The following is a 20892-nucleotide window of genomic DNA, read 5'->3' as shown; positions in this document are numbered from 1 at the left end:
GCCACAACGGGCCGGTTCCCGCCGGCTACCGCCCGCCGGGGAACCCGCTCGGGAACCCGGTCGGCAGGTCGGTGGGGAAGCCGTCGGGAGGACCCGTCGGGAAGCCCTTCGGCGGACCGGTGGGGAAGTCGTCCGGCGGGCCGGTGGGCACGGTCGGCGGTGCGGGACGGGAGGGAGCGCCGGGCCCCGTGGGAGTGCCGGACGGCTCGGCGGGAGCGTTCACTCCGTCCCTGGAACGTTCGATGACCTCTTCCGCCTTGCCCATGAGACCGCTGAAGACGGTCAGATAGAAGACACCGAACCCCACGCAGGCGGTGACGAAGACGGTGAGAGAGGCGAGCAGCACTCCGGTGCCCACCAGGGTCTTCCTGTCACCGGGCGGAATCGCGGTCGCCCGGTCGGGTCGCCCCGCCGGGTAGCGCACGGGGACGGTGTCCCCGGGAATGACCGACGACGGCCCGCCCGACTCCTCGAAGCGCAGCGTCCGCCCTTCGGGGGTCGTGAACTCGTAGAGGTGCGTCAGCGTGGTCGAGCTGCTGCGGTGCGGGCCGCTGCGCCGGGTCCGCGTGGTCGCGTAGGAACGCAGACAGACGGCATCGGCGGTGAGCCCGCTGCGCCAGGCGGATCTGAGCCGCCTTAACCGGACGACTGCCCAGATCATCGCCGCGATACCGCCGACGGCCAGCAGACTGGGCAGCGCCAGGGCGAAGACATCGAACATGAGTCCCCCAGTTGTATGGATGTATGGCCACATCCAACCGGGAGGCGCGTTTCAGTGCGAATTATTAGGCGCTGTCGCCCGCAGTGCGCGTCCGACAAGCACGGGCACCCCTGGGACCTACGCCGAGATCGGGCGGGACCGGCCGGACTCACCCCTGGGCCGTGAGCGTGCGGGCAGGGCGGTTGCGGGCTGGGGGGAGCCGGGGGGTGGCTCTGGCGGCCAGGTGGGTGAGTGTCGCGCGCAGCACCGCTTCGGTCCGGGCCGGGCTGGGCGCGGGCAGGTTCGGCACGTCGGCGTCGGGGAATCCGGGTGCGCCGTGGATCGCGGTGGCGCTCAGGAGCATGTGGTTCAGTCGAAAGCGCGTGTTCGCCGTGCCGGGCAGGGCTTCCAGCTGCCGGATCCGGCGTACGGCTTCGACGGGGTCGAGGCACTGTGCGGCGGGCAGCCCCGTGATGCCGAGCGCGGGCCGCAGCCTGTTGATGAGACGGGTGGTCTCACCGCAAGTGATCGACGCGGTGCCGCTGGTGAGCCAGTAGGTGCCGGGCGTTGTGGAACGGTCCATGGAGGCGAGCACCGCCTCGGCCACATGGTCCGAGGCGACGACGTCGAAGACCGTGTCGTCCGCCAGCGGGACGAAAGGCACCTGCCCGGTGAGGGTGTAGAGAAAGCCCGCGCAGAGTCCCTGCACTTTGGGGAGCGCACCGGTGCGGGAGTCGCCGATGACGAGTGAAGCCCTGAGTACGACGGCATCGAGACCGCTGTCGGCGAGATACCGCTCGGCGGCGATCTTGGTCTCGATGTAGTGGGCGACCGGCTGTGCCTGTTCACCGGCATAGGCGCGGATGTTGTCGCGGGCGGCCGCCGCGCAGGCGGTGAAGGCGCTGGAGAGGTGGATCAGCCGGGCGTGGGCCCGGTCCGCGAAGCGGGCGACGTGTGCGGTGCCGGCGATGTTGACCCGGCTGGTGCGGACGGGGTCGGACCGGAAGTCCGTGGCGGCGGCACTGTGCACCACGGCATCGACCCGGCCGGCGAGTTCCCGGTAGGTGTGCGGGTCGAGGCCCAGGTGCGGCCGGGTGACATCGCCGTCGACGGTGGGGCCCGCGGTCCGGGTGTGATGGGTGAGAGCGATGACGTTGTGGTGTCGGCGCAGGAGGGGCAGCAGGGCCGCGCCTACGGCACCGCTGGCCCCCGTGATCAGTACGGTGCGGCGGGGCATCGGTTCGGTCCGTCCTCAGGCGTTCACGGGGGATGTGCTGGGTCGGTGGACGGGGGCAAGAGGTGCGACGGGCGTCAGTACGTGGTCCCGGGGATGGAAGTCGCGCACCAGCCGCTGGTAGGCGTGGACGGACCGGGGCCACACGGCCGTGTTCTCGCCGGTGCGCTCGTCGAGGTACCAGTTGCCGCATCCCGCGGTCCAGACCGTCCCTTCGGTGTGGGTGCGCACGTGGTCCCGGTAGCGGGCGAGCGCGGCGGGGGAGGCCTCGATGGCCCGCGCGGCGTGGTCCCTGGTGTGCCGCAGGCAAGCCAGCACGTAGTCCAACTGCGCCTCCAGGAGGGGGATCTGCGAGGTGTGCCCGAGGCCGCTGTTGGGTCCGAGCAGCAGGAACAGGTTGGGGAATCCCGGCACGGTGACGTTGTTGTAGGCCGCCATGCCGCCGCTCCAGGCCGTGGCGAGGGTGGTCGTGTCCGCACCGGTGACGAGGTGCGAGACGGGGGGATCGGTGACGCGGAAACCGGTTCCGAAGACGATGACGTCGGCCGGGTGCTCCGTGCCGTCCGACGTCGTGATGCCATGGGCCGTGATCTCCCGGATGGGCTGGGTGACGACGTCGACGTTCGGCTGCGCGAGGGCGGGATAGTAGTCGTTCGCGAGCACGATCCGCTTGCAGCCGATGTCGTAGTGAGGACGGGTACGGTCGCGCAGCGCCGCGTTCTTCACCTGGAACCGCCGGTGGAGACGGGCGACGCTCCGCGGCAGGACCGTCATCCGCCGCAACTCGGGGCGGAATCCGATGCCCCATGCCTCCCTGGTCCAGAACAGACCGAAGCGCATCAGGCGTTGAAGAAACGGCAGCCGCCGCAGGACGCTGCGTTCGATGGTGGTGGTTCGGCGTTGCAGGCGCGGCAGAACCCACGGGGGTGTGCGCTGGTAGATGTCCACGTGTGCGGCCCGGCGCTGGAGGTGGGGAACGCACTGGGACGCCGACGCGCCGGTGCCGATCACCGCGACCCGCTTGCCCGTCAGGGTGACTTCGTGGTTCCAGCGGGCGGTGTGAAAGGCAGTGCCTTCAAACCGGTCCAGGCCCGGGAGATCCGGGACGCGGGGAGCGCCGAGCAACCCGGTGGCGACCACGAGAAAGGACGCGGTGCAGCGGCCCCGCCGGGTCTCGATTTCCCAACGGCCGTGTGCTGGATCCCAGGTGGCGGCGGTGACCTCACAGCCCAGGCGCATGCGCGGCCGGAGCCGGAAGCGGTCGGTGCAGTCCTCGAGGTAGTCGAGCACTTCGTGCTGGGCCGGCGGGCTGGTGCGCCACTCCGGGTTGGGCGCGAAGGAGAAGGTGTACAGGTGGCTGGGTACGTCGCAGGCGGCGCCGGGGTAGGTGTTGTCCCGCCAGACGCCGCCCGGCCGGTCGGAACTTTCGAGGATGAGAAGGTCGTCGAAGCCGGCGCGCAGCAGCTGGATGGCGGCGCCGATACCGGAGTATCCGCTGCCGATGACGACGACCTCACTGTGACCGGGCAGTGTGCCTGGTGTCATGAGCGGGCTCCCACGGTGAGGGGGCCGATGCCGCGGTGCAGGTAGTCCGCGGTCACGGGGGTGGGCGGCCCGAGGGATTCGATGGCCTGCCTCAGACCGGTGGTGTCATAGGACCGGGTGGTGTTCAGGTGCGGTAGCAGATAGCCGAGGAATGTGGTGAGGAACTGGGCGGGCGCCATGACTTCGTCATCGCCGGCCTCGGTGCCGATGCGCACGTCGAGCCAGTCGAGACCGCGCGCCGCCGCTTGTGCCAGGTCTCGCACGGGGATCTCGTCGGGGTGGGTCACGTGCAAGGTGCGCACCGCTCCTGCCCGGTGCGGCGAGGATGACGCGGTCCACATGGCGCGGGCCGCCCACGCCGCCTGCAGGACATTGACGCGGACCCCGGGCGCCCCGGGCAGGACCAGGGTGCGGGTCGTGTGGTCCGGCCAGGTGAGCCCCATGCTCCGCATGGCCTGGGGGCCCAGCCGGGAGAGCAGTGCCACCCGTTTGGCGAGCACGGCCTGCCAGTGCTCCGGTGCGCCCCGCAGGTGGGGCCGGTCCGTCACGAGCAAGCTGGGCCGGAAGACCGTCACGGCCCGCCCCTGTCGCGCCGACCAGTCGTGCACGAGCCGTTCGGCGAGGTACTTGGACTCCTCGTACGGTGTCATGAACCCGGCAGCGTCGCTCAGTTCGTTCTCGCGTACGGTGCCTTCCTTGCGGCAGCCGGCCACGAAGGCGGTGCTCATGTGGCAGACGGTGGTGTGCGGCCGTGTCCGCGCGGCGAGTTCGAGAACGCGTGCGGTGCCGGTGACGTTGATGTCGTGCAGACGCGTGCGATCACCGTATGCGTCGAGGCTCGCCGCGCAGTGCCAGATCTGGTCGGCCCGCGCGGCGATCTCCTGGAAGAGCGTGGGTTCGAGGCCGAGGCGCGGGGCGTCCAACTGGATGAGGACCGGCCGCACACGGGCGGCGATCTCCTGCGGGGTCACCTGAGTGCCGGTGGCGGTGACGGCGGTGGCCAGCCGGTCGGCGGTGGTGGCGGGGTCGTGGCCGACGAGGACGGTGACGGGCTCGTCGCTGTGGCGCAGAAGTTCGGCCATCAGGTGGGCGCCGACGAAACCCGTCGCGCCCGTCATCACGATCATCGGCGGGCAACGTGTTTCGGCGTCGCGGCACGACGGGACGGACCGGGAGGACGGGCTGTCGGGCGTTCGGCGAAGATCATGGCACGGGACTATGGCAGCCGGCGTCGTGGGCCCGGCACTCGCTTGGTGCCGTCGGGTGACGCCCGCCCCCAGGACCACCCGGGTGGCGCATTCCGGGCGAGCGCGACCCGACTGGCCGTCAACTGGCGCGGCTAGGTTACGTGTCCGTGAGGATCACCGCAGTCACCGTGCACGCTGACGACATCGGGCGCCGGGCGATCCGGGTCCTGCTCTTGTCGGCCGTCACCGTTCTCGCTCTCGGGGTGGCCTGCACCGGGGTGTGGGACCGGCTGATCCAAGGCGGTTTCGAGGTACGGGGCTCGGTGGCGGAGCAGGTGGACCGAGCGGCGGTCGAACTGGGCGGCGGGACCCAGCACCTGACCTTCCTCGTCGCCGGGCGCGGTGGCGCCGACGCGCCCGGCGTGGCCGAGGCGGGGATCGCCCTGACCGCCCGGCTGCGCGCCGAACCCACCGTGCTGGCGGTGCACAGCTACTGGGACACGGCGGCCAATCCGCTCCTGCGGGCACGCGACGGCCGGACGGCTCTGATCAGCGTGGCGCTGGCCGGTGATGCCGCCATCCGCTCGAAGGAGGCGACGGCGCTGGTCGAGCGGTACGCGAAGCAGCCGCCGCGGGAGCTGCGGATCACGGCGACCGGTCCGGCGATGGCCGACGCCGAGGGAACGCTGCTGGCACGGCGCGACATCTTCCGCGCGGAGGCCCTCGCCGCACCGGCCGTCTTCGCCCTCCTGGTATTCGCCTTCGGTTCCGTACTCGCCGCGCTCGTCCCGCTGGCGGTGGCGGCGGGCGCGATCACGGCCACCGTGGCCGTCCTCAACGGCCTGGCCCACCTCATGCCGCTGTCGGTCTTCGCGGTCAACCTCACCGCCGCTTTGGGAACCGGACTCGCCGTGGACTACGCCCTCTTCCTGACGACCCGCTACCGCGAGCAGGTGAGCCGCGGGGTCGGCGCCGCCCAGGCGCGTACGACCATGCTGGACACCGCGGGGCGGGCCATGTGGCTGTCGGCGGCGACCACGACAGCGGCGCTGAGCGTGCTGTTCGTCTTCCCTCTCGATTTCCTGCGGTCCATGGCGGTGGCCGGGATGCTGGTCACCGTGCTCTCCGCGGGCTGTGCGCATGTGCTGGTGCCCGCGTTCCTGACGGTGATCGGGCCCCGGCTGGGGCGGGAGAATCCGGCACGGCGCCGGCGCCGTGTGCACAGTGCGTTCTGGAAACGGGTGGCCCAGGCGGTCACCCGGCATCCGCTGGTGATCGGCGGGGCCAGCTGCGTGGTCCTGGCCGCGATGATCCTGCCGTGTCTCGGTATTCGCTTCGCCCTGTTCGACGACCGGGCGCTGCCCTCGGACGCGGTCACCCACGTCACCGCCGACCGGGTCAGAAGCGACTTCCCCCTCCACCCCGAGCGCGACATCCAGATCGTCCTGCCTCGGCTGAACCGCGAGCGCGACGCCAGAGCACTCGACGCCTACGCGCGAAAGCTGTCCCGGTTGCCGAACACCGTCATGGTCCGCAGCCCGGCCTCCGTCTACCTGGATCAGATGCTCATCGAGGTGTCCGGCGTGCCGGACACCTTCCGCGCGGCGGGCACCCCGCAGCGGTCCCAGGGCGCCGTAGTCGTCGTGACGGGCGAAGCGGCTCCCGAGAGCGCCGCCGCACAGGCGCTGCTCACGGCCGTCGAGCGGGTCCCGGTACCGGGTGACGGCCCGGCCCGGCTCGCCGGGGATTCCGTGCGCTTCCGGCAGACGACCGGCGCGCTTGCCGCGCGTCTGCCGACGGCGGGCCTGTTGCTGCTCGTCGTCACGCTGGTGACGCTCGCCGCCGGCACCCGCAGCCTCCTGGTGCCGGCGAAGGCCGTCGTGATGGGAGCGCTCAGTCTGGGGGCCGCCTGCGGCCTGCTCATCCTCGGTTTCCAGAACGGCCATCTCTCCGGAGTGCTGCGAGCCGCGGCCACGGGAACACTGGACCCCGCCATTCCCCTGGTCACGTTCTGCATCGCGTTCGCGCTCAGCGTCGACTACGAGGTATTCCTGATCTCCCGCATCCGTGAGGAACACCTGGCCGGAGCGGCCAATCAGGAGGCGATCGTGACCGGCGTCGCCCGCACCGGCCGGCTGATCAGCGCCGCGGCGTGCGCGATCGCGGTGCCCATGCTGGCCATGGCCACTTCCGGAGTGGCGTTGTTGCAGCAGTTCGGCATCGGCCTGGCGGTGGCCGTGCTGGTGGACGCGACCGTGGTGCGCGGCATTCTCGTCCCGGCGGTGATGACAATGGCCGGCCCAGCCAACTGGTGGCTGCCCTCCGTGCCGAGCGGACGGCGGACACGTCCGGCGGTCTGAGCCCACCGATATATAGCACCAATAATCCCTAAACGCCCGCAATAGGGTGTTCCTGCCGGAACACGCTGGCACCGCTCTTCCCTCCCGGGATCTTGTGTGCACCAATCGTCCCCGACTGCATGGGAATACGCCCATTCGCAGGTCGGCAAGAGGAGGCAGGGCATGTCGGGGAAGCTCGTCATGAAATACGCGCTGGGAACCGGTGCGGTCATCGCCGTCAGCGCTCTGACCGCCCTGGCCGTCACCGGGACCACCCCTGGGGATGCGCGGGAAGCGGCTCCGAGAACCCACTCCGCGGAAGGTTCGCGGCAGGAAGAGGTCCAGCAGGACAAGTCGCGTCCGCGCCCTGCGGAGGCCGCGCCGAAAATTCACCTCGTCTGCAGCGGGCAGGGCGAGGTCACCACCGACCCGGCCCTCACCCCCACGGCGCGTGCCATCCGTATCAAGGGCGCCGGCACCCTCCATCACTGCACGTCCCCGGACGGGTCGCAGAAAGACATCAAGTCGGGTCGCCTCACGATCGAGGGCCACGGGTGGGGCTCGTGCAACAGCGGGGGCGGTAAGGGCACCATGATCTATACGTGGTACTCCGGCAGCGAGCAGAACGGGCGCGAACTCGGACGTTCCCTCATGAACGACACGTTCACCGCCGGTCCCAGTGAGTGGGTCAGACGCTCCCCCTTCGCACCGGAGAGTTCCCTGTTCGCAGGGGCCAGAGTCTCCATGGGCGCCGTGCCGTCCCACAGGACCTGCTCCGCCGCCTCCCCGCTTTCCGCCGCCGAAGTGGTGGGCTCCAGCCTGGTGGTGTCGGACAAGGCGCTGACGCCCGACACCAACTCCGTACTCGACTGAGCGCCCCCGTCGAGTTCCCAGCCGGCCTCGCTGTGGCCCACAGCCCTCCCGACGACCGCGGGAGGGCGACTTCGAAGATCGCCTCGCTAAGGAGCGCATGGTGTACGAGATGCTTGCCGATGTGTTGGTCGGCGAATTCGGATTGGACGCCGACAAGGTTTCCCCGGACGCCACCTTGCAGGATCTGGAGCTGGATTCGCTGGTCCTCGCCGAGCTCGGCGTGATCATCGCCACGAGGACCGGTTCCTCCTTGCAGGCCGTCAGCACGACGGGGACCCTCGCGGAGCTGGCGGACGCGTTCGTCTCGCGCACCCCATCGCCCCCGGCCATCCCCCGTACGCGAGGAGACGCGCGCACGTGGGGACACCGGCACGGGAGCAAAGCGAACAGCGGGGCGGGACATGCGTGAGGTCGCCGTCACGGGGCTGGCCCTCATCACCCCGGGCGGTCCGGACGACGCGTCCACCTGGAAGAGCATGTGCGCGGGGCAGAGCCTCGCCGAGAAGGACCCGGGCCTGGCCGGTCTGCCGATCGACATCTCGTGCCGCGTCGACGCGTTCGACCCGTTCGCCCACTTGGGCCGTCCCCTCGCCCGACGCCTGGACAGAAACGCCCACTTGGCCCTGGTCGCGGCCCGTCAGGCCGTCACCGACGCCAAGCTGGACACCGGCGCATGGCCGTCGGACCGGGTCGGTGTCGTGCTCGGCGCCGGATCGAACAGCCTCTTGACCTACGGCAGGGAATTCACTCTGCTGGAACAGGGCCGGCCCGAAGCGGTCTCGCCGCTGGCCATGCCCCGCAGCCTGCCGAACATGATCGCCGCCGAGATCGCCCTCGATCTACAGGCCCGCGGGCCGAGCTTCACCGTGTCGAGCGCCTGCGCGGGCGGAGCCACCTCGATCGGTGTGGCCCGCGACCTCTTGCTGTCAGGGGCTTGCGACATCGTCCTGGCGGGCAGCGCGGAGAGCGGGCGGTGCCGGATGACGGCGACGTGCTTCTCCCAGATCCGGGCCCTCTCCGACCGGGTGGACGATCCGGGCTCCGCCTCGCGGCCCTTCGACCGTGACCGTGACGGTTTCGTTCTTTCGGAGGGTGCCGCCGTCCTGGTCCTGGAGCGTCGCGATCACGCGCTCCGGCGCGGCGCCGAAGTCCGGGCCGTGCTGCGCGGGTGTGCGTCCACCAGCGACGCGCACCATCCGCTGGCCCCGCATCCCGAGGGCGACGGAGCCGAACGCGCCATCCGGGCAGCTCTGGCCGACGCCGGCTGCGCACCGGGCGACGTGGGCCACGTCAACGCCCACGGCACGTCGACACCGGCAGGCGATGCCGCCGAAGCGCTCGCACTGCTGAAGGTGTTCGGTGACCACCTTCCGCCGGTCACCGCGCCGAAAGGCGTCCTGGGCCACGCACTGGCGGCTTCCGCCGCGATCGAGGCCGCGCTGACGGTCCTCACCCTGCAAAATCAGTCCATTCCCCCGACGGCCAACTGCCGCCAGCAGGAGCCGGGCAAAGAAATCAACCTCGTCACCGGGCGGCCACGCGCTGCCGCCCTCGACGTGGCCGTGTCCGACTCCTTCGGCTTCGGCGGCCAGAACACCGTGCTGGTGTTCACCGCCCCCTGAGGAGACAGAAGCCGCCTCGACACGTCATGACGCTTTCCCCAGTGAGGCCGACTCCTCATTGAGGCAGACGACGGGGTGGGAAGGGGTGTGAGAGTGGACGTACACATGGCCGAAGAGTCGGAAGCCCGGCCGATCCCGCGGCGGCGGGTACTTCGCTACGCAGCCGCGATCGCCGGTGCCACGAGGCCGGCCACCCGCGCGCCGCGCGTGGCCGGCCGCCGGGTCGCCGTGTTCGGCGCGGGTGTCGGCGGCCTGACCGCCGCCCACGAACTCGCCGAGCGAGGCTTCGAGGTGGCCGTGTACGAGCGCCGCGCCGAACCCGGAGGCAATGCCCGCTCCCTCCACGTCCCGCACAGTGGCACCGACGGCCGTCGCGATCTCCCCTGTGACTACGCGCCTCGGGGCGTCTTCGGCTTTTACCACAACCTGCCCGACACCCTGCGCCGCATCCCCCGGCCCGGCGGCGGAACCGTCTTCGACAGCCTCGTCCCCGTCTCCTGGTCGGAACTCGCCCGCTCCGGCGACCGCTCCGACATGCCCTTCCAATCCGGGCCCCTCGGCCAGGGCACCAGCCTCGCCGACATCCCCCGGCTCATCGACACCGTCGCTGGAGCCCTCGAACAGCACGGCCACTTCCCCCGCGCGGAAGCACGCTTCATCACCACACGACTGGCGATGATGTTCACCAGCTGCGCCGAACGCCGATTCGGCCAGTGGGAGCACATGGACTGGTGGGACTACATCCAGGCCGGCCGGATGTCCCCTGACTACCAGCGGCTCTTCGGCAGCGGAGGCCAGCTCCTCACCGCGTTCAAACCCGCGACCGTCAGCGCCCGCACCGTCGGCCAGGGCACCGAAGCGATCTTCTACCGCGTCATGGGCCGCGGCGGCGCCGGCCCCGCCAACCGCATCTTCGACGGCCCGACCAGCGAAGTCTGGCTCGAGCCCTGGGCCGCCCATCTGCGCTCCCTCGGCGTCCGCTTCCACTTCCACCAGACTGTGGAAGAGCTGGAGGTACGCGACCGGAGGATCACGGCGGCCAAAGCCCGCGCCCGGGACGGCAGCACGGTCCGTATCGACGCCGACTGGTTCGTCACCGCACTCCCCGCCGCGGACGCGGTGCGGCTGTGGAACCCCACGCTGCGCTCCCTCGATCCGCGCCTGGCCGCCATGGACCGTCTCCAGCAGACCTGGATCAACGGGGTTCAGTTCTACCTGCGCCGCCCCGCCCCCCTCATCCCCGGTCATATCGCGCACCTCGACTCCCCCTGGAGGCTGCTCTCCATCAGCCCGTCCAAACTCTGGCGCGCCCCCTTCGCCCGAACCTGGGGCGACGGCCGGGCACAAGAGGCGCTGTCCGTGGTGATCTCCGAATGGGACACCCCCGGCCTCCTCTTCGCCAAGCCCGCCCGCGACTGCAGCCGGGAGGAGGTGAAGCGTGAGGTATGGGCCCAGATGCAGGCCCACCTGAACGCGGGCGACGAACGAAACCTGGACGACGACATGGTGCACTCATGGGTCATGGCCGGCGAGCCACGCGACGGAGCACGCCACGGCAACGCGTACTTCGTCAACTCCAGCGGCTCCTGGGACCACCGCCCGGAGGTCACCACCGCCGTCGACAACCTCTTCCTCGCCGCCGATTACGTCCGCACATACAGCAATGTCGACAACACCTCGATGGAGACCGCGAACGAGGCCGCGCGGCGCGCCGCCACCGCTCTGCTGGGCGCGGCGGGCGCCCTCGACCAGCAGCCGGTCCCGACCTTCCGAGGCTATGAAGCACCGGAATTCGCGGATCTGAAGGTCCAGGACCGTGACCGGTGGCTGCGCGGGCTGCCGCACACGCTCGATACCGGAGGCAGTCGCCAGAGCCGAACGGCACGGCGAAGCCTTCATCGGTAGATCCGCCCCTGCTCGCGGCCGGTCGGACCGCGCCGGGAGCGACCGACCTGGCCCTGACCGAGGTCACGACGTGGATCGCGGTTACCCGCGTACGCATGGGCCTGCTGGAGCAGATAAACGCGTGCCGATACGGCGGTGACCACCGCCCCGACTCCCAGCGGCAGCAGGGCCGCGAACGTGAGTGCCCCGGGGCCGCTTCGGCGTTCCGCTGCGGCACCCGGGCCTCGGGTACGGTGCGGCCATGAAGCTGGGACCTGCTCAAGCTCGGGCACGCTTCGAGACATCGGAGGTCGCCCGCTTGGCCACCGCCGACGAGGCGGGCAAGCCTCATCTCGTACCCATCACCTTCGCGTTGGGCCAGAGCGTTCTGTACTTCGCCGTCGATCACAAGCCGAAGAGCACGCAGAACCTGCGCCGCCTGCGCAACATCCGGCAGAACCCCCAGGTCTCCGTCCTGGTCGACCACTACTCCGATGACTGGGACGCCCTGTGGTGGGCCCGTGCCGACGGCCGCGCCGAGATCTGGACGGACCCCGCGCAACGCAGCGCACCGATCAAGCGGCTTCAGGAGAAGTACGCCCAGTACGTCGATCACCCACCCCAGGGCCCGATCGTCGCGATCGAAGTAAGCGCGTGGAGTGGGTGGGCGTTCAGACGACATCGCGGTCTAGAGGGTGATCCCTGACAGCTTCGACAGCCTGAGAAGCTGCGGGTTGCTCCGCCTGTGGAGGGACACCAGTACCCGGAACACTTCCTGCCCCATGGGGTGGATACGGGCCATCTGCGGCGCTGCTTCCCAGGCGATGCCCAGGTTTTCCAGTGCGCCGTCCCTGTCCCCCACGTCGAGCTGTGCCCTGGCAGTGTTGATGTATGTCGGCGCCACCCGCGTCGGGGGAAGCCCGTCCAACGCGGCGGACAGGTTATCCGTCAAAGCCAGGGCTTCTTGGGGTTTGCCCAAGTCGACGGTCGTGGCGAGCTGGTGCGTCAAAGTGTTCTGGGGCCCGAACACGAGGCCGTGCACGCCAAGGTCACGGTCGAAGTACTCCGACGCGGCTTGGGCTGAATGGATATGCCGTTCGGCTTCTTTGACAGCCTCTCGCTTGTCGTCGAGCCTGCCTGCCAAGGTCATGCCCCGGAGGTTCAGAATGCCCACCGCGACGTCCCGTTCCTGCCCACTCAGTGACGCTTGGGCCTTGGCGATCGCCCTTTCGATCAGGACGAGCCCGGTCTCGCAGTCGCCGAAGTTCAGGTAGGTTCCCGCCCGGTCCCGTACGGCGATCGCCTCGGCGAGTGGATTGGGCTTCTGCTCAGCGGCCCACTGCTGTCGCGCCACGGCCAGCTCGGCCAAGTCCATCCATCGATGGCGGGCCGCGAGCCAGTAGACGGCACTGTACGCCTCAGCCAGCGCCGTCCAGCTCTCCGGCGTGTTCGCCGTGTAGGCGTGTGTCGTGGCAGACCGGAGCAGGCCGGGCAATACCTTCAGCAGTTGTGTGACGTCTACCGCGTTCCGGAACTGGCCGACTGCCGCGAGGCCCACGGTGATCGCTTCTGCTTCCACCCGCTGTTTACCCGGTAGGTCAAAGTCCCGGATAGCGGACCGGAGGGCAGCCAGACGGGCTTCATCTCCTTGTGCCACAGATGCCCGGCCGAGGACTTCGTCCATGGACAGCCCCAGCGCCCTGCCCAGGGCCGCTGCCACTGCGGGTGTCAGGGCTCGGTCCCCCACCTCGACCTTGCTGAGCAGCGAGACCGAAACGGCGGCTTTTCGAGCCAGATAAGCCTGAGACCAGCCCCGGGACTTCCGTAGAGCCGCGACGTTCGCACCGGGGGCCAGTTGTGTATTGCCCATGAGATCCGTCTTCCCCGTGAAGGTCAGCTTCTGTCCATGGTTGCAGGCTGCTCGCGTTTCCGCAGGAGTCGTGTGCAAACCGCGTGCAAGTTCACTCGGGCTCACCGCAGTTGACTGAGGCAGGAGGTGGGCGGGGGTGCTCGTCCGTGGCACCGGCGCCAGTCCTCCCGCAATCAACGACAGACCCCGGCGACCGCGCTAACGGCCCCGGGGCGTGGCCAACGCTTACAGGAGCGTCGACATGCGAGACCCTATCTTCCGCTGGTTCGGCCGGATGAGGGCGATCCTCAAACCCAGGCCCCCGAAAGTGGATCCCCGACACGGCCGCACAGCACCGGTTCCGCCGGAGAGGAACCTCGATGCGGCAGGTTCGCATCGCCTCGATATGCCGCTCGGCGGCAGTAGCACAGCCACCGCGTGGGTGACGGCCCACGGCATCGATATCCGCCTCCGCCAGGCTCCCGGTGCGGAAACGAACGACGAACGCCCGGAAGGCTGTCGCTGTACCCCCATTGCGCCCCGAACGGTAGTCGGAAGGGTCACCTTCGCCGTGGACGAACCAATCGGCAAGGACCGGGAAGCCGGTGCGGACGCCGTGCGGCCCGCCACGGGAGTCGAGACGTTCGACATCGCGCTCGGAACCATCGTGGTGGACACCGTCACGGGAGGCATGGGCAGGGTGAGGACCGTGGCCCCCAACGGAATGATCAGCGTCGAGCACCCGAACGGACACACCTGGAAGACATGTGCCATCCGGGTCGCCAATTCGGTCGAACGGCTGAACCTTCTGGCTGCGGACGCGGCGCAAGCGAGCCGCTTCCCCCCGGGGTAGGGCATCGGGTGATCGGGCCTGCGGCCGCCCGCTCGAGCAACGCCCGATTCGCCACGCTGATCCCCCTCACGTGACGGTCGGGCCGCGCCTGAAAACGACCGACCCGGCCCGTAGGAACCCCCTGGCGGGAGCCCTACGGGCCGGGTGCGGGCGGAGCGGTGGGGCTGGGCCCGCGTCAGGCCTTCTTGGTCTCCCAGAAGATCCTGTCGATCTCCGCGATGAGCTCCAGCGCCTTCTCACCGGTCTTCGGGTCCGTCGAGGCCTTGGCGGTGCTCAGGGCCTTGAGGGTGTCGTTGACCAGCTGGTGGAGCTGGGGGTACTTCTCGAAGTGCGGGGGCTTGAAGTAGTCGCTCCAGAGCACCGAGACGTGGTGCTTGGCCAGCTCCGCGCGCTGCTCCTTGATGACCGTGGCACGGGCACGGAAGTGCGCGTCCTCGTTGGCCAGGTACTTCTCCTGGACTGCCTTGACCGACTCGGCCTCGATACGGGCCTGGGCGGGGTCGTACACGCCGCAGGGGAGGTCGCAGTGGGCGCTGACCTTCACCTTGGGGGCGAACAGGCGGGAAAGCATGTGCTGTCCTTCCTCGTGATCGTCTTCTCAGGTGCGAGATTACTCGGTGTGGGAAGGCTTTTCTCGGGTGCCCCGGGGGGCTTAGGACAAAAGACCGGTGACAGTCTGGGACCGGTGGCGGAACGGACCGGGAGGTGCCGTGGTGCAGGAGCAGGTGGACGAGCGCGGTCAGGAGCTGGAGCGCGAGCGTCGTGGACTGCTGCGGATGGGGCTGGCCGAGGTCTACAACCCGTCGATGGTGCCGACGCTGAACCCCGGCGACCAGATCCTCGTCCAGTACGGGGCGCCCGTCCGGCCGGGTGACGTGGTGGTGCTGCGGCACCCCTTCCGGCAGGACCTGCTGATCGTCAAGCGCGCCGTGGAGCGGCGGGCCGGCGGGTGGTGGGTGGTGGGGGACAACCCGCTGGTGGAGAACGACAGCCGGGAGTTCGGCACCGTGCCGGACGACTTCGTGGTGGCCCGGGCCCGGCTGCGGCTGCGGCGGCCGCCCGGGGCGGGTCAGCGGTCGGCGGTCGCGCTGCTGTCCTGGGCCGCCTCGGCCGTGCGGCCGCTGGCGCCCGAGCCGTCCTCCGGGCGCGCGGCCTCCTGGCTCTCACGGCGCTTGCGGGCGCGGTAGGCGGCGACGTTGGCGCGGGTGGCGCAGCGGTCGGAGCAGTAGCGCCGCGAGCGGTTGGTGGAGGTGTCGAGGTAGGCGTTGCGGCAGGGGCTCGCCTGGCAGATGCCGAGACGATCGACCCCGTATTCCGTCAGGTGCACGGCGAGGCCCATGCAGGCGGTCGCGGTGTACGACGCGCCGGCGTTCACCGCGTGCTCGGCGATGTGCATGTGCCACTTGGGGCGGCCGTCCTCGTCGCGGTATTCGTGGCCCGAGACCTGTGGACTGACCGGGAACTCCATCAGCAGGGCGTTGAGCAGGTCCACCGCCCGTACCTCGTCGCCCTCGGACGCGGCCTCGAAGACCGCGCGCAGCCGGGCCCGTACCGACCGCAGCCGGGTCACATCGCTGTCGGTCGCGCGCCGCGCGCCCTGGGCACCCGCCCCGAACAGCTCCCGCACGGCCTCGACGGAGGTGAGCGCGTCGGTGCCGCGCGTGGGCTCCTCGCTGTTGACCAGCCGCACGGCGTAGTCCGAGTAATAGGCCAGTTCCACTTGTGGTCCTTACGGAGGCGATCTGAGGTCGCTGCTGTCGATCAGTAATGGCCGGTTTGCCATCGAGGGTATTACGGGACCCCGAGGACCCCCGAGGGTATTACAGGACCGCGCGCGTGGGCGGCACCACCATGGCTGAGCCCTTGAGCCCCCGAGACCGACTGGAACGCCGCGGCTCGTCGGCGAGGGTGCCGCGGGCGATGGCGAGCACCCCGACGGCGAGACGCCCTCCGCCGACTGGCACGCGACGGCCCTGCGTGAAGCCGGGGTCGCGGAGGCCCGCGCCGTGTGGTGCTCGCCGTCCGACGCGATGGTGCTCGCGCTCAAGCAGGCCGCTGACCGAAGAGGCCAACCCCCTTCGCGTGCATGGCAGTTAGCTGCAAGCGGGGTGGTGGCGCGAGCGAACGGCCGCAGACGATGAACGCGTTCTTCGCCTTTGCGAAATGGGACCTTTGCGAAAAGGAGATTCCGTGCGTCTCGTCAAGTCGGCCAAGTGCGCCGCCGTGGCGCTCGCCGCGCTCTCGGGCGCGGCCCTCGCGTCCGCTCCGGCGAACGCGGCCACCACGCCGCTGAAGGCCGTCACGTGCAACCGTGCCGACACCACCCAGCTGCAGTTCGAAGCCTTCATCATGCCCTGGCCCCTGGGTTGTTATAAGGGCTCCGGTGACCTGGACGTCAACGTGAGCAATGTGATGTACGGCCGAGCCGGCGATCACTCCGGTTACGTGGTCCTCGAGGACGGCACCAAGGTGCCGTTCGTCAAGGGCGGCCACATCACCCCGCCGGGGGACTGGAAGACCGTCGTGCACATCCACACCAACTGAGCCCGGCCAACCATTGAGAGAAGGAGGCCCCATGCGTTTCGTCAGGTCGGCCAAGCTCGCCGCCGTGGCGCTGGCCGCGGCTTCGGGCGCGGTCCTCGCATCCGCTCCCGCGAACGCCGCCACGACGCCGCTGGCGTCGGTCACGTGTGACCGCGAGAACACCACACAGCTGCAGTTCGAAGGCTTCATCCAGCCGTGGCCCTATGGCTGTTACAAGGGCTCCGGAGACCTGGACATCAACATCAACTACGTGTTCTACATGCGGGCCGGTGACCACTCCGGCTACGTGGTCTTCGCGGACGGCAGCAAGGTGTCGTTCACCAAGGGGACCTACTTCCGGCCCACCGAAGCGGGCTCGAAGAACGCGGTGCACATTCACACCGACTGAGCCCGGCCAACCATTGAGAGAAGGAGGCCCCATGCGTTTCGTCAGGTCGGCCAAGCTCGCCGCCGTGGCGCTCGCCGCAGCTTCGGGTGCAGCGCTCGCATCCGCTCCGGCGAACGCCGCCACCACGCCCCTCACGGCGGTCGAGTGTGCCTCGGGCGCCGGCCAGCTGCAGTTCCAGGGATTCGGGGGGTTGTGGCCGCGGGCCTGTTTCAAGGGTTCGGGAGATCTGGACGTCGACGTGACCTCGACAATATTCGGCTGGGCCGGTGACCACTCCGGTTATCTGATCCTCGAGGACGGCACCAAGGTCACCTTCGCCAAGGGGAAGTCCTTCGGCGTGGGCAAGACCGTGGTGCACATCCACACCGACTGAGTTCCGGCCCCGACGCAGAACAGCGCGGGGGTACGGGCCTTTCCGGACCGTACCCCCGCGCTGGTGTGTGCTGCCGGGACCCGTCAGAGGACCTTCGACAGGAACGACTTCGTCCGGTCGTGCTGCGGATTGGTCAGGACGTCACGCGGGTGGCCCGATTCGACCACCACGCCGTCGTCCATGAAGACCAGCGCGTCGCCGACCTCGCGGGCGAAGCCCATCTCGTGCGTCACGACGATCATCGTCATGCCGTCCTCGGCCAGGCCCCGCATGACGTCCAGGACGTCACCGACCAGCTCCGGGTCGAGCGCGGAGGTCGGCTCGTCGAAGAGCATCAGCTTCGGCTCCATGGCCAGCGCGCGGGCGATCGCCACCCGCTGCTGCTGACCGCCGGAGAGCTGGGAGGGGTAGTTGCCCGCCTTGTCGGCGAGACCCACTCGGTCCAGCAGCTTCAGCGCCCGCTCGCGGGCCACCGACTTGCTCACGCCCTTGACCTGCATGGGCGCTTCCATGACGTTGGCCAGCGCGGTCATGTGGGGGAAGAGGTTGAAGCGCTGGAACACCATGCCGATGTCCCGTCGCTTCAGGGCGACCTCGCTGTCCTTGAGCTCGTAGAGCTTGTCGCCCTTCTGGCGGTAGCCGACCAGCTCGCCGTCGACGGACAGCCGACCGGCGTTGATCTTCTCCAGGTGATTGATGCACCGCAGGAAGGTGGACTTGCCGGAACCGGACGGGCCGATCAGACAGAACACCTCGCGCGGGGCGACCTCGAGGTCGATGCCCTTGAGGATGTGCGCGGCGCCGAAGGACTTGTGGACGCCCTCGGCCTTCACCATCGCGTTCATGCGGTGACGCCTCCCTTGGAGCGGTGGCTGAGGGTGGACAGGTTCTTCTTGACCTTCTGCCACGGGGTGAGCGGCAGGGTGCGCAGCGAGCCTCGGGCGTAATGCCGCTCCAGGTAGTACTGGCCGACGCTGAAGACGCTGGTCAGGATCAGGTACCAGGTGGCCGCGAGGAACAGCATCTCCACGGTGGCACCGGTGGTCTGGCCGATGTCCGAGGTGGACCGCAGCAGTTCCAGGTACTGGGCCGCGCTCGCCGCCAGCGACGAGGTCTTGAGCATGTTGATGAACTCGTTGCCGGTCGGCGGCACGATCACGCGCATCGCCTGCGGCAGCACGATCCGGCGCAGCGTCTTGCCCTGGTTCATGCCCAGGGCGTGCGAGGCCTCGGTCTGGCCCTCGTCGACCGACTGGATGCCGGCGCGGACGATCTCCGACATGTACGCGGCCTCATTGAGCCCCAGGCCGAGCAGCGCCGCCATGAACGGCGTCATGAAGTCGCTCATCTCGTCCCGGTAGATGAAACCGAGATTGATGTACGGGAAGATCAGCGCGAGGTTGAACCACAGCAGCAGCTGGACATAGACCGGGGTGCCCCGGAAGAACCAGATGTAGGCCCAGGAGACCGACGAGGTCACCGGGTTCTTCGACAGCCGCATCACGGCCAGCAGGATGCCGAGCACGAGGCCGAGCACCATCGCGAGCACCGAGATCAGAACCGTCTTGCCGAGGCCCTCGACGACCGTCGAATCGAAGAGGTAGTCGGGGATCGCGCTGTAGTTCACATTCGCCGTGGCGAAGGCGTTGATCAGCAGGCCCAGCAGGCCGAGCACGAGGACGGCGGAGACCCAGCGGCCGTAGTGCCGGACGGGGATGGCCTTGATGGCCTCCGGCTGCGCGGCGGCGGCCGTCTTGGCCGTGCCCGTGCCCTTGCCGGGTGGCGGGGTGCCGGCGGCGGTCCGCTTGCCGGACGAGGCCTTCGCGCCGTCGCCGCTCTTCTTGTCGAGCGACGGCTTCTCGGCGGCGTCCTCGCTCTCGGAGGCGGAAGCCTTCTCGGCGTCCTTCTCCTCGGGAGCCTTGTCGGCGGGCTCCTCGACGGCGGGCTTGTCGGCCGTCTTGCCGTCGGCCTTGGCCTTCTCGGCCTTCTCGGCGGTCGTGTCGGCCGCCTTGTCGGCGGGCTGGTCCGCACCGCTCTCGGCGGCGGCGGTGTCCGGAGCCGGCTTGTCGGGCTCTGGCTTATCGGAGGAAGCAGTCACGGTATGGCCTTTCAACGTGCCGTACGAGGGGAGGGCAAGGGGTCAGGAACCGCCGTTGATCTTGGCTTCCTTGACGGCGCCGGCTTCGACGCCCCAGGTCTTGATGACCTTCTCGTACGCACCGTTCTTGATGATCGCTTCGAGGGCCGCCTTGATGGCGTCCCGCAGCTGCGCGTTGTCCTTGGAGATGGCGATGCCGTACGGGGCGGCCTCGACCTGGTCACCGACCGTCTCGAAGTCCTTGCCGCCGCCGGAGGTCTTCACCGCGTACGCCGCGACGGGGAAGTCGCTGGAGACGGCGTCGACGCCACCGGCCTTCAACCGGGTCTGGGCCTCCAGGTCGGTGTCGAACGCCTCGATCTTGATGGCGTCCTTGTCGTCCTTCTCGCACTTCTCGGACTCGGACTTGGCCAGGTCGTCCGAGACGGTGCCGCGCTGGACCGCGACCTTCTTGCCGCAGAGGTCGTCCCAGGAGCCGATGCCCTTGGTGTCGCCCTTCTTGGTGTAGATCGAGACGCCGGCGGTGAAGTAGTCGACGAAGTCGACGCCCTCACTGATCTTCTTGCCGGTCTTGGAGTCGACACCGTTCTGCCGGTCCTTGGAGTCGGTCATCGCGGACATCGCGATGTCGTAGCGCTTGGAGCGCATACCGATCAGCAGCGAGTCGAAGGTGCCGTTGTTGAACTGGAACTTCACCCCGAGTTCCTTGCCCAGGGCGGCGGCGATGTCGGGGTCGAGACCCACGACCTTGCCGTCCTTCTTGAATTCGACCGGCGGATAGGCGATGTCCGAGCCGACCTTCACGACCCCGGCGTCCTGGATGCTCTTCGGCAGCTTCGAGAAGAGGGGGGCGGCGGAGCCCTTGACGCTCTGGTCGGAACCGGCGGTCGTCTTGTTCCGCTGATCGCCGCAGCCGGTCAGCAGGAGGGCGCCGGCGACCGCGATCGCGCCGGCGGCGGCCAAACGACTCCTGGCGGCAGCCGGGCGATGGATGGAGCTTGCGGTCATTGCTGGTTCCTCCTGCGGGTGAGGGGATAGCCGAATGTTCTCGCTGGTCACAAGGGATCGACGCCGAGATCGACAAGCACACGACAGCGGGTGTCGCGACCTCGTGCGGTTGGGGCATCTTGCCATCTGGACTGCACCGTTCGGGGGGCTAGCCAGGTCAAAATCGGATAACGGGTGATCGACGTGCGGTACCGGGCCGTTCGTACGAGTGGATGACCGTGTTCCCCTTTGATCGGAGACCGGTGTGAGACGGACATCACGCACCGCTTGTCTCACTCCGTGGACTTCCGGCACCAGTTGACACGGTTTTCGCCGAGAGATGTGCGTGCCGTGGCACACAGCGGCCGATCTCACTCGTCGGCCGTAGCGCTCATTTGATAGAAAGGCCAGCCAGA

The 20892-nt window shown here is 69.2% G+C and carries 21 protein-coding genes and 1 pseudogene; 12 read left to right on the top strand and 10 right to left on the bottom strand.

Translation table 11 applies throughout. The features are described from left to right. Positions 1–25: 25 nt before the first annotated feature. The 4 genes from ACZ6MA_RS17525 to ACZ6MA_RS17510 form a co-directional block, all read right to left on the bottom strand. A complete protein-coding gene (locus ACZ6MA_RS17525; protein ID WP_469434630.1) occupies positions 26–721 on the bottom strand; it encodes a DUF3592 domain-containing protein in 696 nt (231 codons plus the stop codon). A gap of 148 nt (positions 722–869) precedes the next feature. Further along, a complete protein-coding gene (locus ACZ6MA_RS17520; protein ID WP_469434628.1) occupies positions 870–1937 on the bottom strand; it encodes an SDR family oxidoreductase in 1068 nt (355 codons plus the stop codon). Between the two features lie 15 nt (positions 1938–1952). Further along, a complete protein-coding gene (locus tag ACZ6MA_RS17515; protein ID WP_469434627.1) occupies positions 1953–3479 on the bottom strand; it encodes a flavin-containing monooxygenase in 1527 nt (508 codons plus the stop codon). Next, a complete protein-coding gene (locus tag ACZ6MA_RS17510; protein ID WP_469434625.1) occupies positions 3476–4606 on the bottom strand; it encodes an SDR family oxidoreductase in 1131 nt (376 codons plus the stop codon). Before ACZ6MA_RS17510 ends, ACZ6MA_RS17515 begins: the two co-directional genes overlap by 4 nt. A gap of 227 nt (positions 4607–4833) precedes the next feature. On the opposite strand from ACZ6MA_RS17510, the gene ACZ6MA_RS17505 reads away from it, so the two are divergent. From ACZ6MA_RS17505 to ACZ6MA_RS17480, 6 genes are all read left to right on the top strand, one after another. Further along, entirely contained in the window at positions 4834–7026 is a 2193-nt protein-coding gene (locus ACZ6MA_RS17505; RefSeq protein WP_469434624.1) for an MMPL family transporter, read from the top strand. A gap of 162 nt (positions 7027–7188) precedes the next feature. Next, positions 7189–7878, top strand: a complete 690-nt coding sequence (locus ACZ6MA_RS17500; RefSeq protein ID WP_469434622.1) for a hypothetical protein — start codon at positions 7189–7191, stop codon at positions 7876–7878. A 97-nt stretch (positions 7879–7975) separates the two neighbouring features. Beyond that, positions 7976–8287: a phosphopantetheine-binding protein gene (locus ACZ6MA_RS17495; RefSeq protein ID WP_469434620.1), complete on the top strand. Its 312-nt coding sequence runs from the start codon at positions 7976–7978 to the stop codon at positions 8285–8287. Continuing rightward, the gene (locus tag ACZ6MA_RS17490) at positions 8280–9500 is read left to right on the top strand and encodes a beta-ketoacyl-[acyl-carrier-protein] synthase family protein (RefSeq protein ID WP_469434619.1); all 1221 of its coding nucleotides are present in this window, start codon (positions 8280–8282) and stop codon (positions 9498–9500) included. The genes ACZ6MA_RS17495 and ACZ6MA_RS17490 overlap by 8 nt, the downstream gene beginning before the upstream one ends. Before the next feature lie 105 nt (positions 9501–9605). Further along, positions 9606–11405: a hydroxysqualene dehydroxylase gene (locus tag ACZ6MA_RS17485; protein WP_469434618.1), complete on the top strand. Its 1800-nt coding sequence runs from the start codon at positions 9606–9608 to the stop codon at positions 11403–11405. A gap of 241 nt (positions 11406–11646) precedes the next feature. Beyond that, the gene (locus ACZ6MA_RS17480; protein ID WP_469434616.1) at positions 11647–12090 is read left to right on the top strand and encodes a TIGR03668 family PPOX class F420-dependent oxidoreductase; all 444 of its coding nucleotides are present in this window, start codon (positions 11647–11649) and stop codon (positions 12088–12090) included. Here the strand turns inward: ACZ6MA_RS17480 and ACZ6MA_RS17475 are convergent. Next, a complete protein-coding gene (locus ACZ6MA_RS17475; protein ID WP_469434615.1) occupies positions 12073–13254 on the bottom strand; it encodes a helix-turn-helix domain-containing protein in 1182 nt (393 codons plus the stop codon). The two genes, ACZ6MA_RS17480 and ACZ6MA_RS17475, sit on opposite strands and share 18 nt — an antisense overlap. A 241-nt stretch (positions 13255–13495) precedes the next feature. Here ACZ6MA_RS17475 and ACZ6MA_RS17470 point away from each other — a divergent pair, with 241 nt between their 5' ends. Continuing rightward, entirely contained in the window at positions 13496–14086 is a 591-nt protein-coding gene (locus ACZ6MA_RS17470; RefSeq protein ID WP_469434614.1) for a hypothetical protein, read from the top strand. Positions 14087–14261: 175 nt separating this feature from the next. On the opposite strand, the gene sodN is transcribed toward ACZ6MA_RS17470, so the two are convergent. Then, the gene (gene sodN, locus ACZ6MA_RS17465; protein ID WP_469434613.1) at positions 14262–14657 is read right to left on the bottom strand and encodes a superoxide dismutase, Ni; all 396 of its coding nucleotides are present in this window, start codon (positions 14655–14657) and stop codon (positions 14262–14264) included. A gap of 142 nt (positions 14658–14799) precedes the next feature. Here sodN and sodX point away from each other — a divergent pair, with 142 nt between their 5' ends. After that, on the top strand, positions 14800–15273 hold the full coding sequence (gene sodX / locus ACZ6MA_RS17460) for a nickel-type superoxide dismutase maturation protease (RefSeq protein ID WP_469434713.1): 474 nt from the start codon (positions 14800–14802) through the stop codon (positions 15271–15273). Here the strand turns inward: sodX and ACZ6MA_RS17455 are convergent. Continuing rightward, the gene (locus ACZ6MA_RS17455; protein WP_469434611.1) at positions 15156–15806 is read right to left on the bottom strand and encodes a CGNR zinc finger domain-containing protein; all 651 of its coding nucleotides are present in this window, start codon (positions 15804–15806) and stop codon (positions 15156–15158) included. The two genes, sodX and ACZ6MA_RS17455, sit on opposite strands and share 118 nt — an antisense overlap. Before the next feature lie 202 nt (positions 15807–16008). On the opposite strand from ACZ6MA_RS17455, the pseudogene ACZ6MA_RS17450 reads away from it, so the two are divergent. The 4 genes and pseudogenes from ACZ6MA_RS17450 to ACZ6MA_RS17435 all read left to right on the top strand — a co-directional run. Beyond that, positions 16009–16134 (top strand): annotated as a pseudogene (locus ACZ6MA_RS17450) (SAM-dependent methyltransferase); the annotation flags it as partial. Between the two features lie 142 nt (positions 16135–16276). Continuing rightward, entirely contained in the window at positions 16277–16630 is a 354-nt protein-coding gene (locus ACZ6MA_RS17445) for a hypothetical protein (RefSeq protein WP_469434610.1), read from the top strand. A 31-nt stretch (positions 16631–16661) separates the two neighbouring features. After that, on the top strand, positions 16662–17018 hold the full coding sequence (locus ACZ6MA_RS17440; protein WP_469434609.1) for a hypothetical protein: 357 nt from the start codon (positions 16662–16664) through the stop codon (positions 17016–17018). Between the two features lie 31 nt (positions 17019–17049). Then, positions 17050–17391 carry a hypothetical protein gene (locus tag ACZ6MA_RS17435; protein WP_469434608.1) on the top strand — a complete coding sequence of 114 codons (342 nt, stop codon included), beginning with the start codon at positions 17050–17052 and terminating at the stop codon, positions 17389–17391. A gap of 83 nt (positions 17392–17474) precedes the next feature. On the opposite strand, the gene ACZ6MA_RS17430 is transcribed toward ACZ6MA_RS17435, so the two are convergent. From ACZ6MA_RS17430 to ACZ6MA_RS17420, 3 genes are all read right to left on the bottom strand, one after another. Beyond that, positions 17475–18236: an amino acid ABC transporter ATP-binding protein gene (locus ACZ6MA_RS17430; RefSeq protein WP_362218095.1), complete on the bottom strand. Its 762-nt coding sequence runs from the start codon at positions 18234–18236 to the stop codon at positions 17475–17477. After that, a complete protein-coding gene (locus tag ACZ6MA_RS17425; RefSeq protein ID WP_469434711.1) occupies positions 18233–19117 on the bottom strand; it encodes an amino acid ABC transporter permease in 885 nt (294 codons plus the stop codon). Before ACZ6MA_RS17425 ends, ACZ6MA_RS17430 begins: the two co-directional genes overlap by 4 nt. A 414-nt stretch (positions 19118–19531) precedes the next feature. After that, positions 19532–20497: an ABC transporter substrate-binding protein gene (locus ACZ6MA_RS17420; protein WP_469434606.1), complete on the bottom strand. Its 966-nt coding sequence runs from the start codon at positions 20495–20497 to the stop codon at positions 19532–19534. Positions 20498–20892 lie beyond the last annotated feature (395 nt).

This window comes from Streptomyces sp. NPDC042259 (assembly GCF_055582085.1).
The sequence above is the reverse complement of the archived record's forward strand: the minus strand, read 5'-3'. Positions and strand labels throughout refer to the sequence as shown.

Bases quoted from the DNA above. Each gene is read 5' to 3' on its own strand.
- ACZ6MA_RS17525 (WP_469434630.1), bottom strand. From the start codon at position 721: ATGTTCGATGTCTTCGCCCTGGCGCTGCCCAGTCTGCTGGCCGTCGGC.
- ACZ6MA_RS17475 (WP_469434615.1), bottom strand. From the start codon at position 13,254: ATGGGCAATACACAACTGGCCCCCGGTGCGAACGTCGCGGCTCTACGG.
- ACZ6MA_RS17480 (WP_469434616.1), top strand. From the start codon at position 11,647: ATGAAGCTGGGACCTGCTCAAGCTCGGGCACGCTTCGAGACATCGGAG.
- ACZ6MA_RS17510 (WP_469434625.1), bottom strand. From the start codon at position 4,606: ATGATCGTGATGACGGGCGCGACGGGTTTCGTCGGCGCCCACCTGATG.
- ACZ6MA_RS17500 (WP_469434622.1), top strand. From the start codon at position 7,189: ATGTCGGGGAAGCTCGTCATGAAATACGCGCTGGGAACCGGTGCGGTC.
- ACZ6MA_RS17515 (WP_469434627.1), bottom strand. From the start codon at position 3,479: ATGACACCAGGCACACTGCCCGGTCACAGTGAGGTCGTCGTCATCGGC.
- ACZ6MA_RS17430 (WP_362218095.1), bottom strand. From the start codon at position 18,236: ATGAACGCGATGGTGAAGGCCGAGGGCGTCCACAAGTCCTTCGGCGCC.
- ACZ6MA_RS17420 (WP_469434606.1), bottom strand. From the start codon at position 20,497: ATGACCGCAAGCTCCATCCATCGCCCGGCTGCCGCCAGGAGTCGTTTG.
- ACZ6MA_RS17485 (WP_469434618.1), top strand. From the start codon at position 9,606: ATGGCCGAAGAGTCGGAAGCCCGGCCGATCCCGCGGCGGCGGGTACTT.
- ACZ6MA_RS17435 (WP_469434608.1), top strand. From the start codon at position 17,050: ATGCGTTTCGTCAGGTCGGCCAAGCTCGCCGCCGTGGCGCTCGCCGCA.
- ACZ6MA_RS17490 (WP_469434619.1), top strand. From the start codon at position 8,280: ATGCGTGAGGTCGCCGTCACGGGGCTGGCCCTCATCACCCCGGGCGGT.
- sodN (WP_469434613.1), bottom strand. From the start codon at position 14,657: ATGCTTTCCCGCCTGTTCGCCCCCAAGGTGAAGGTCAGCGCCCACTGC.
- ACZ6MA_RS17470 (WP_469434614.1), top strand. From the start codon at position 13,496: ATGCGAGACCCTATCTTCCGCTGGTTCGGCCGGATGAGGGCGATCCTC.
- ACZ6MA_RS17495 (WP_469434620.1), top strand. From the start codon at position 7,976: ATGGTGTACGAGATGCTTGCCGATGTGTTGGTCGGCGAATTCGGATTG.
- ACZ6MA_RS17520 (WP_469434628.1), bottom strand. From the start codon at position 1,937: ATGCCCCGCCGCACCGTACTGATCACGGGGGCCAGCGGTGCCGTAGGC.
- ACZ6MA_RS17440 (WP_469434609.1), top strand. From the start codon at position 16,662: ATGCGTTTCGTCAGGTCGGCCAAGCTCGCCGCCGTGGCGCTGGCCGCG.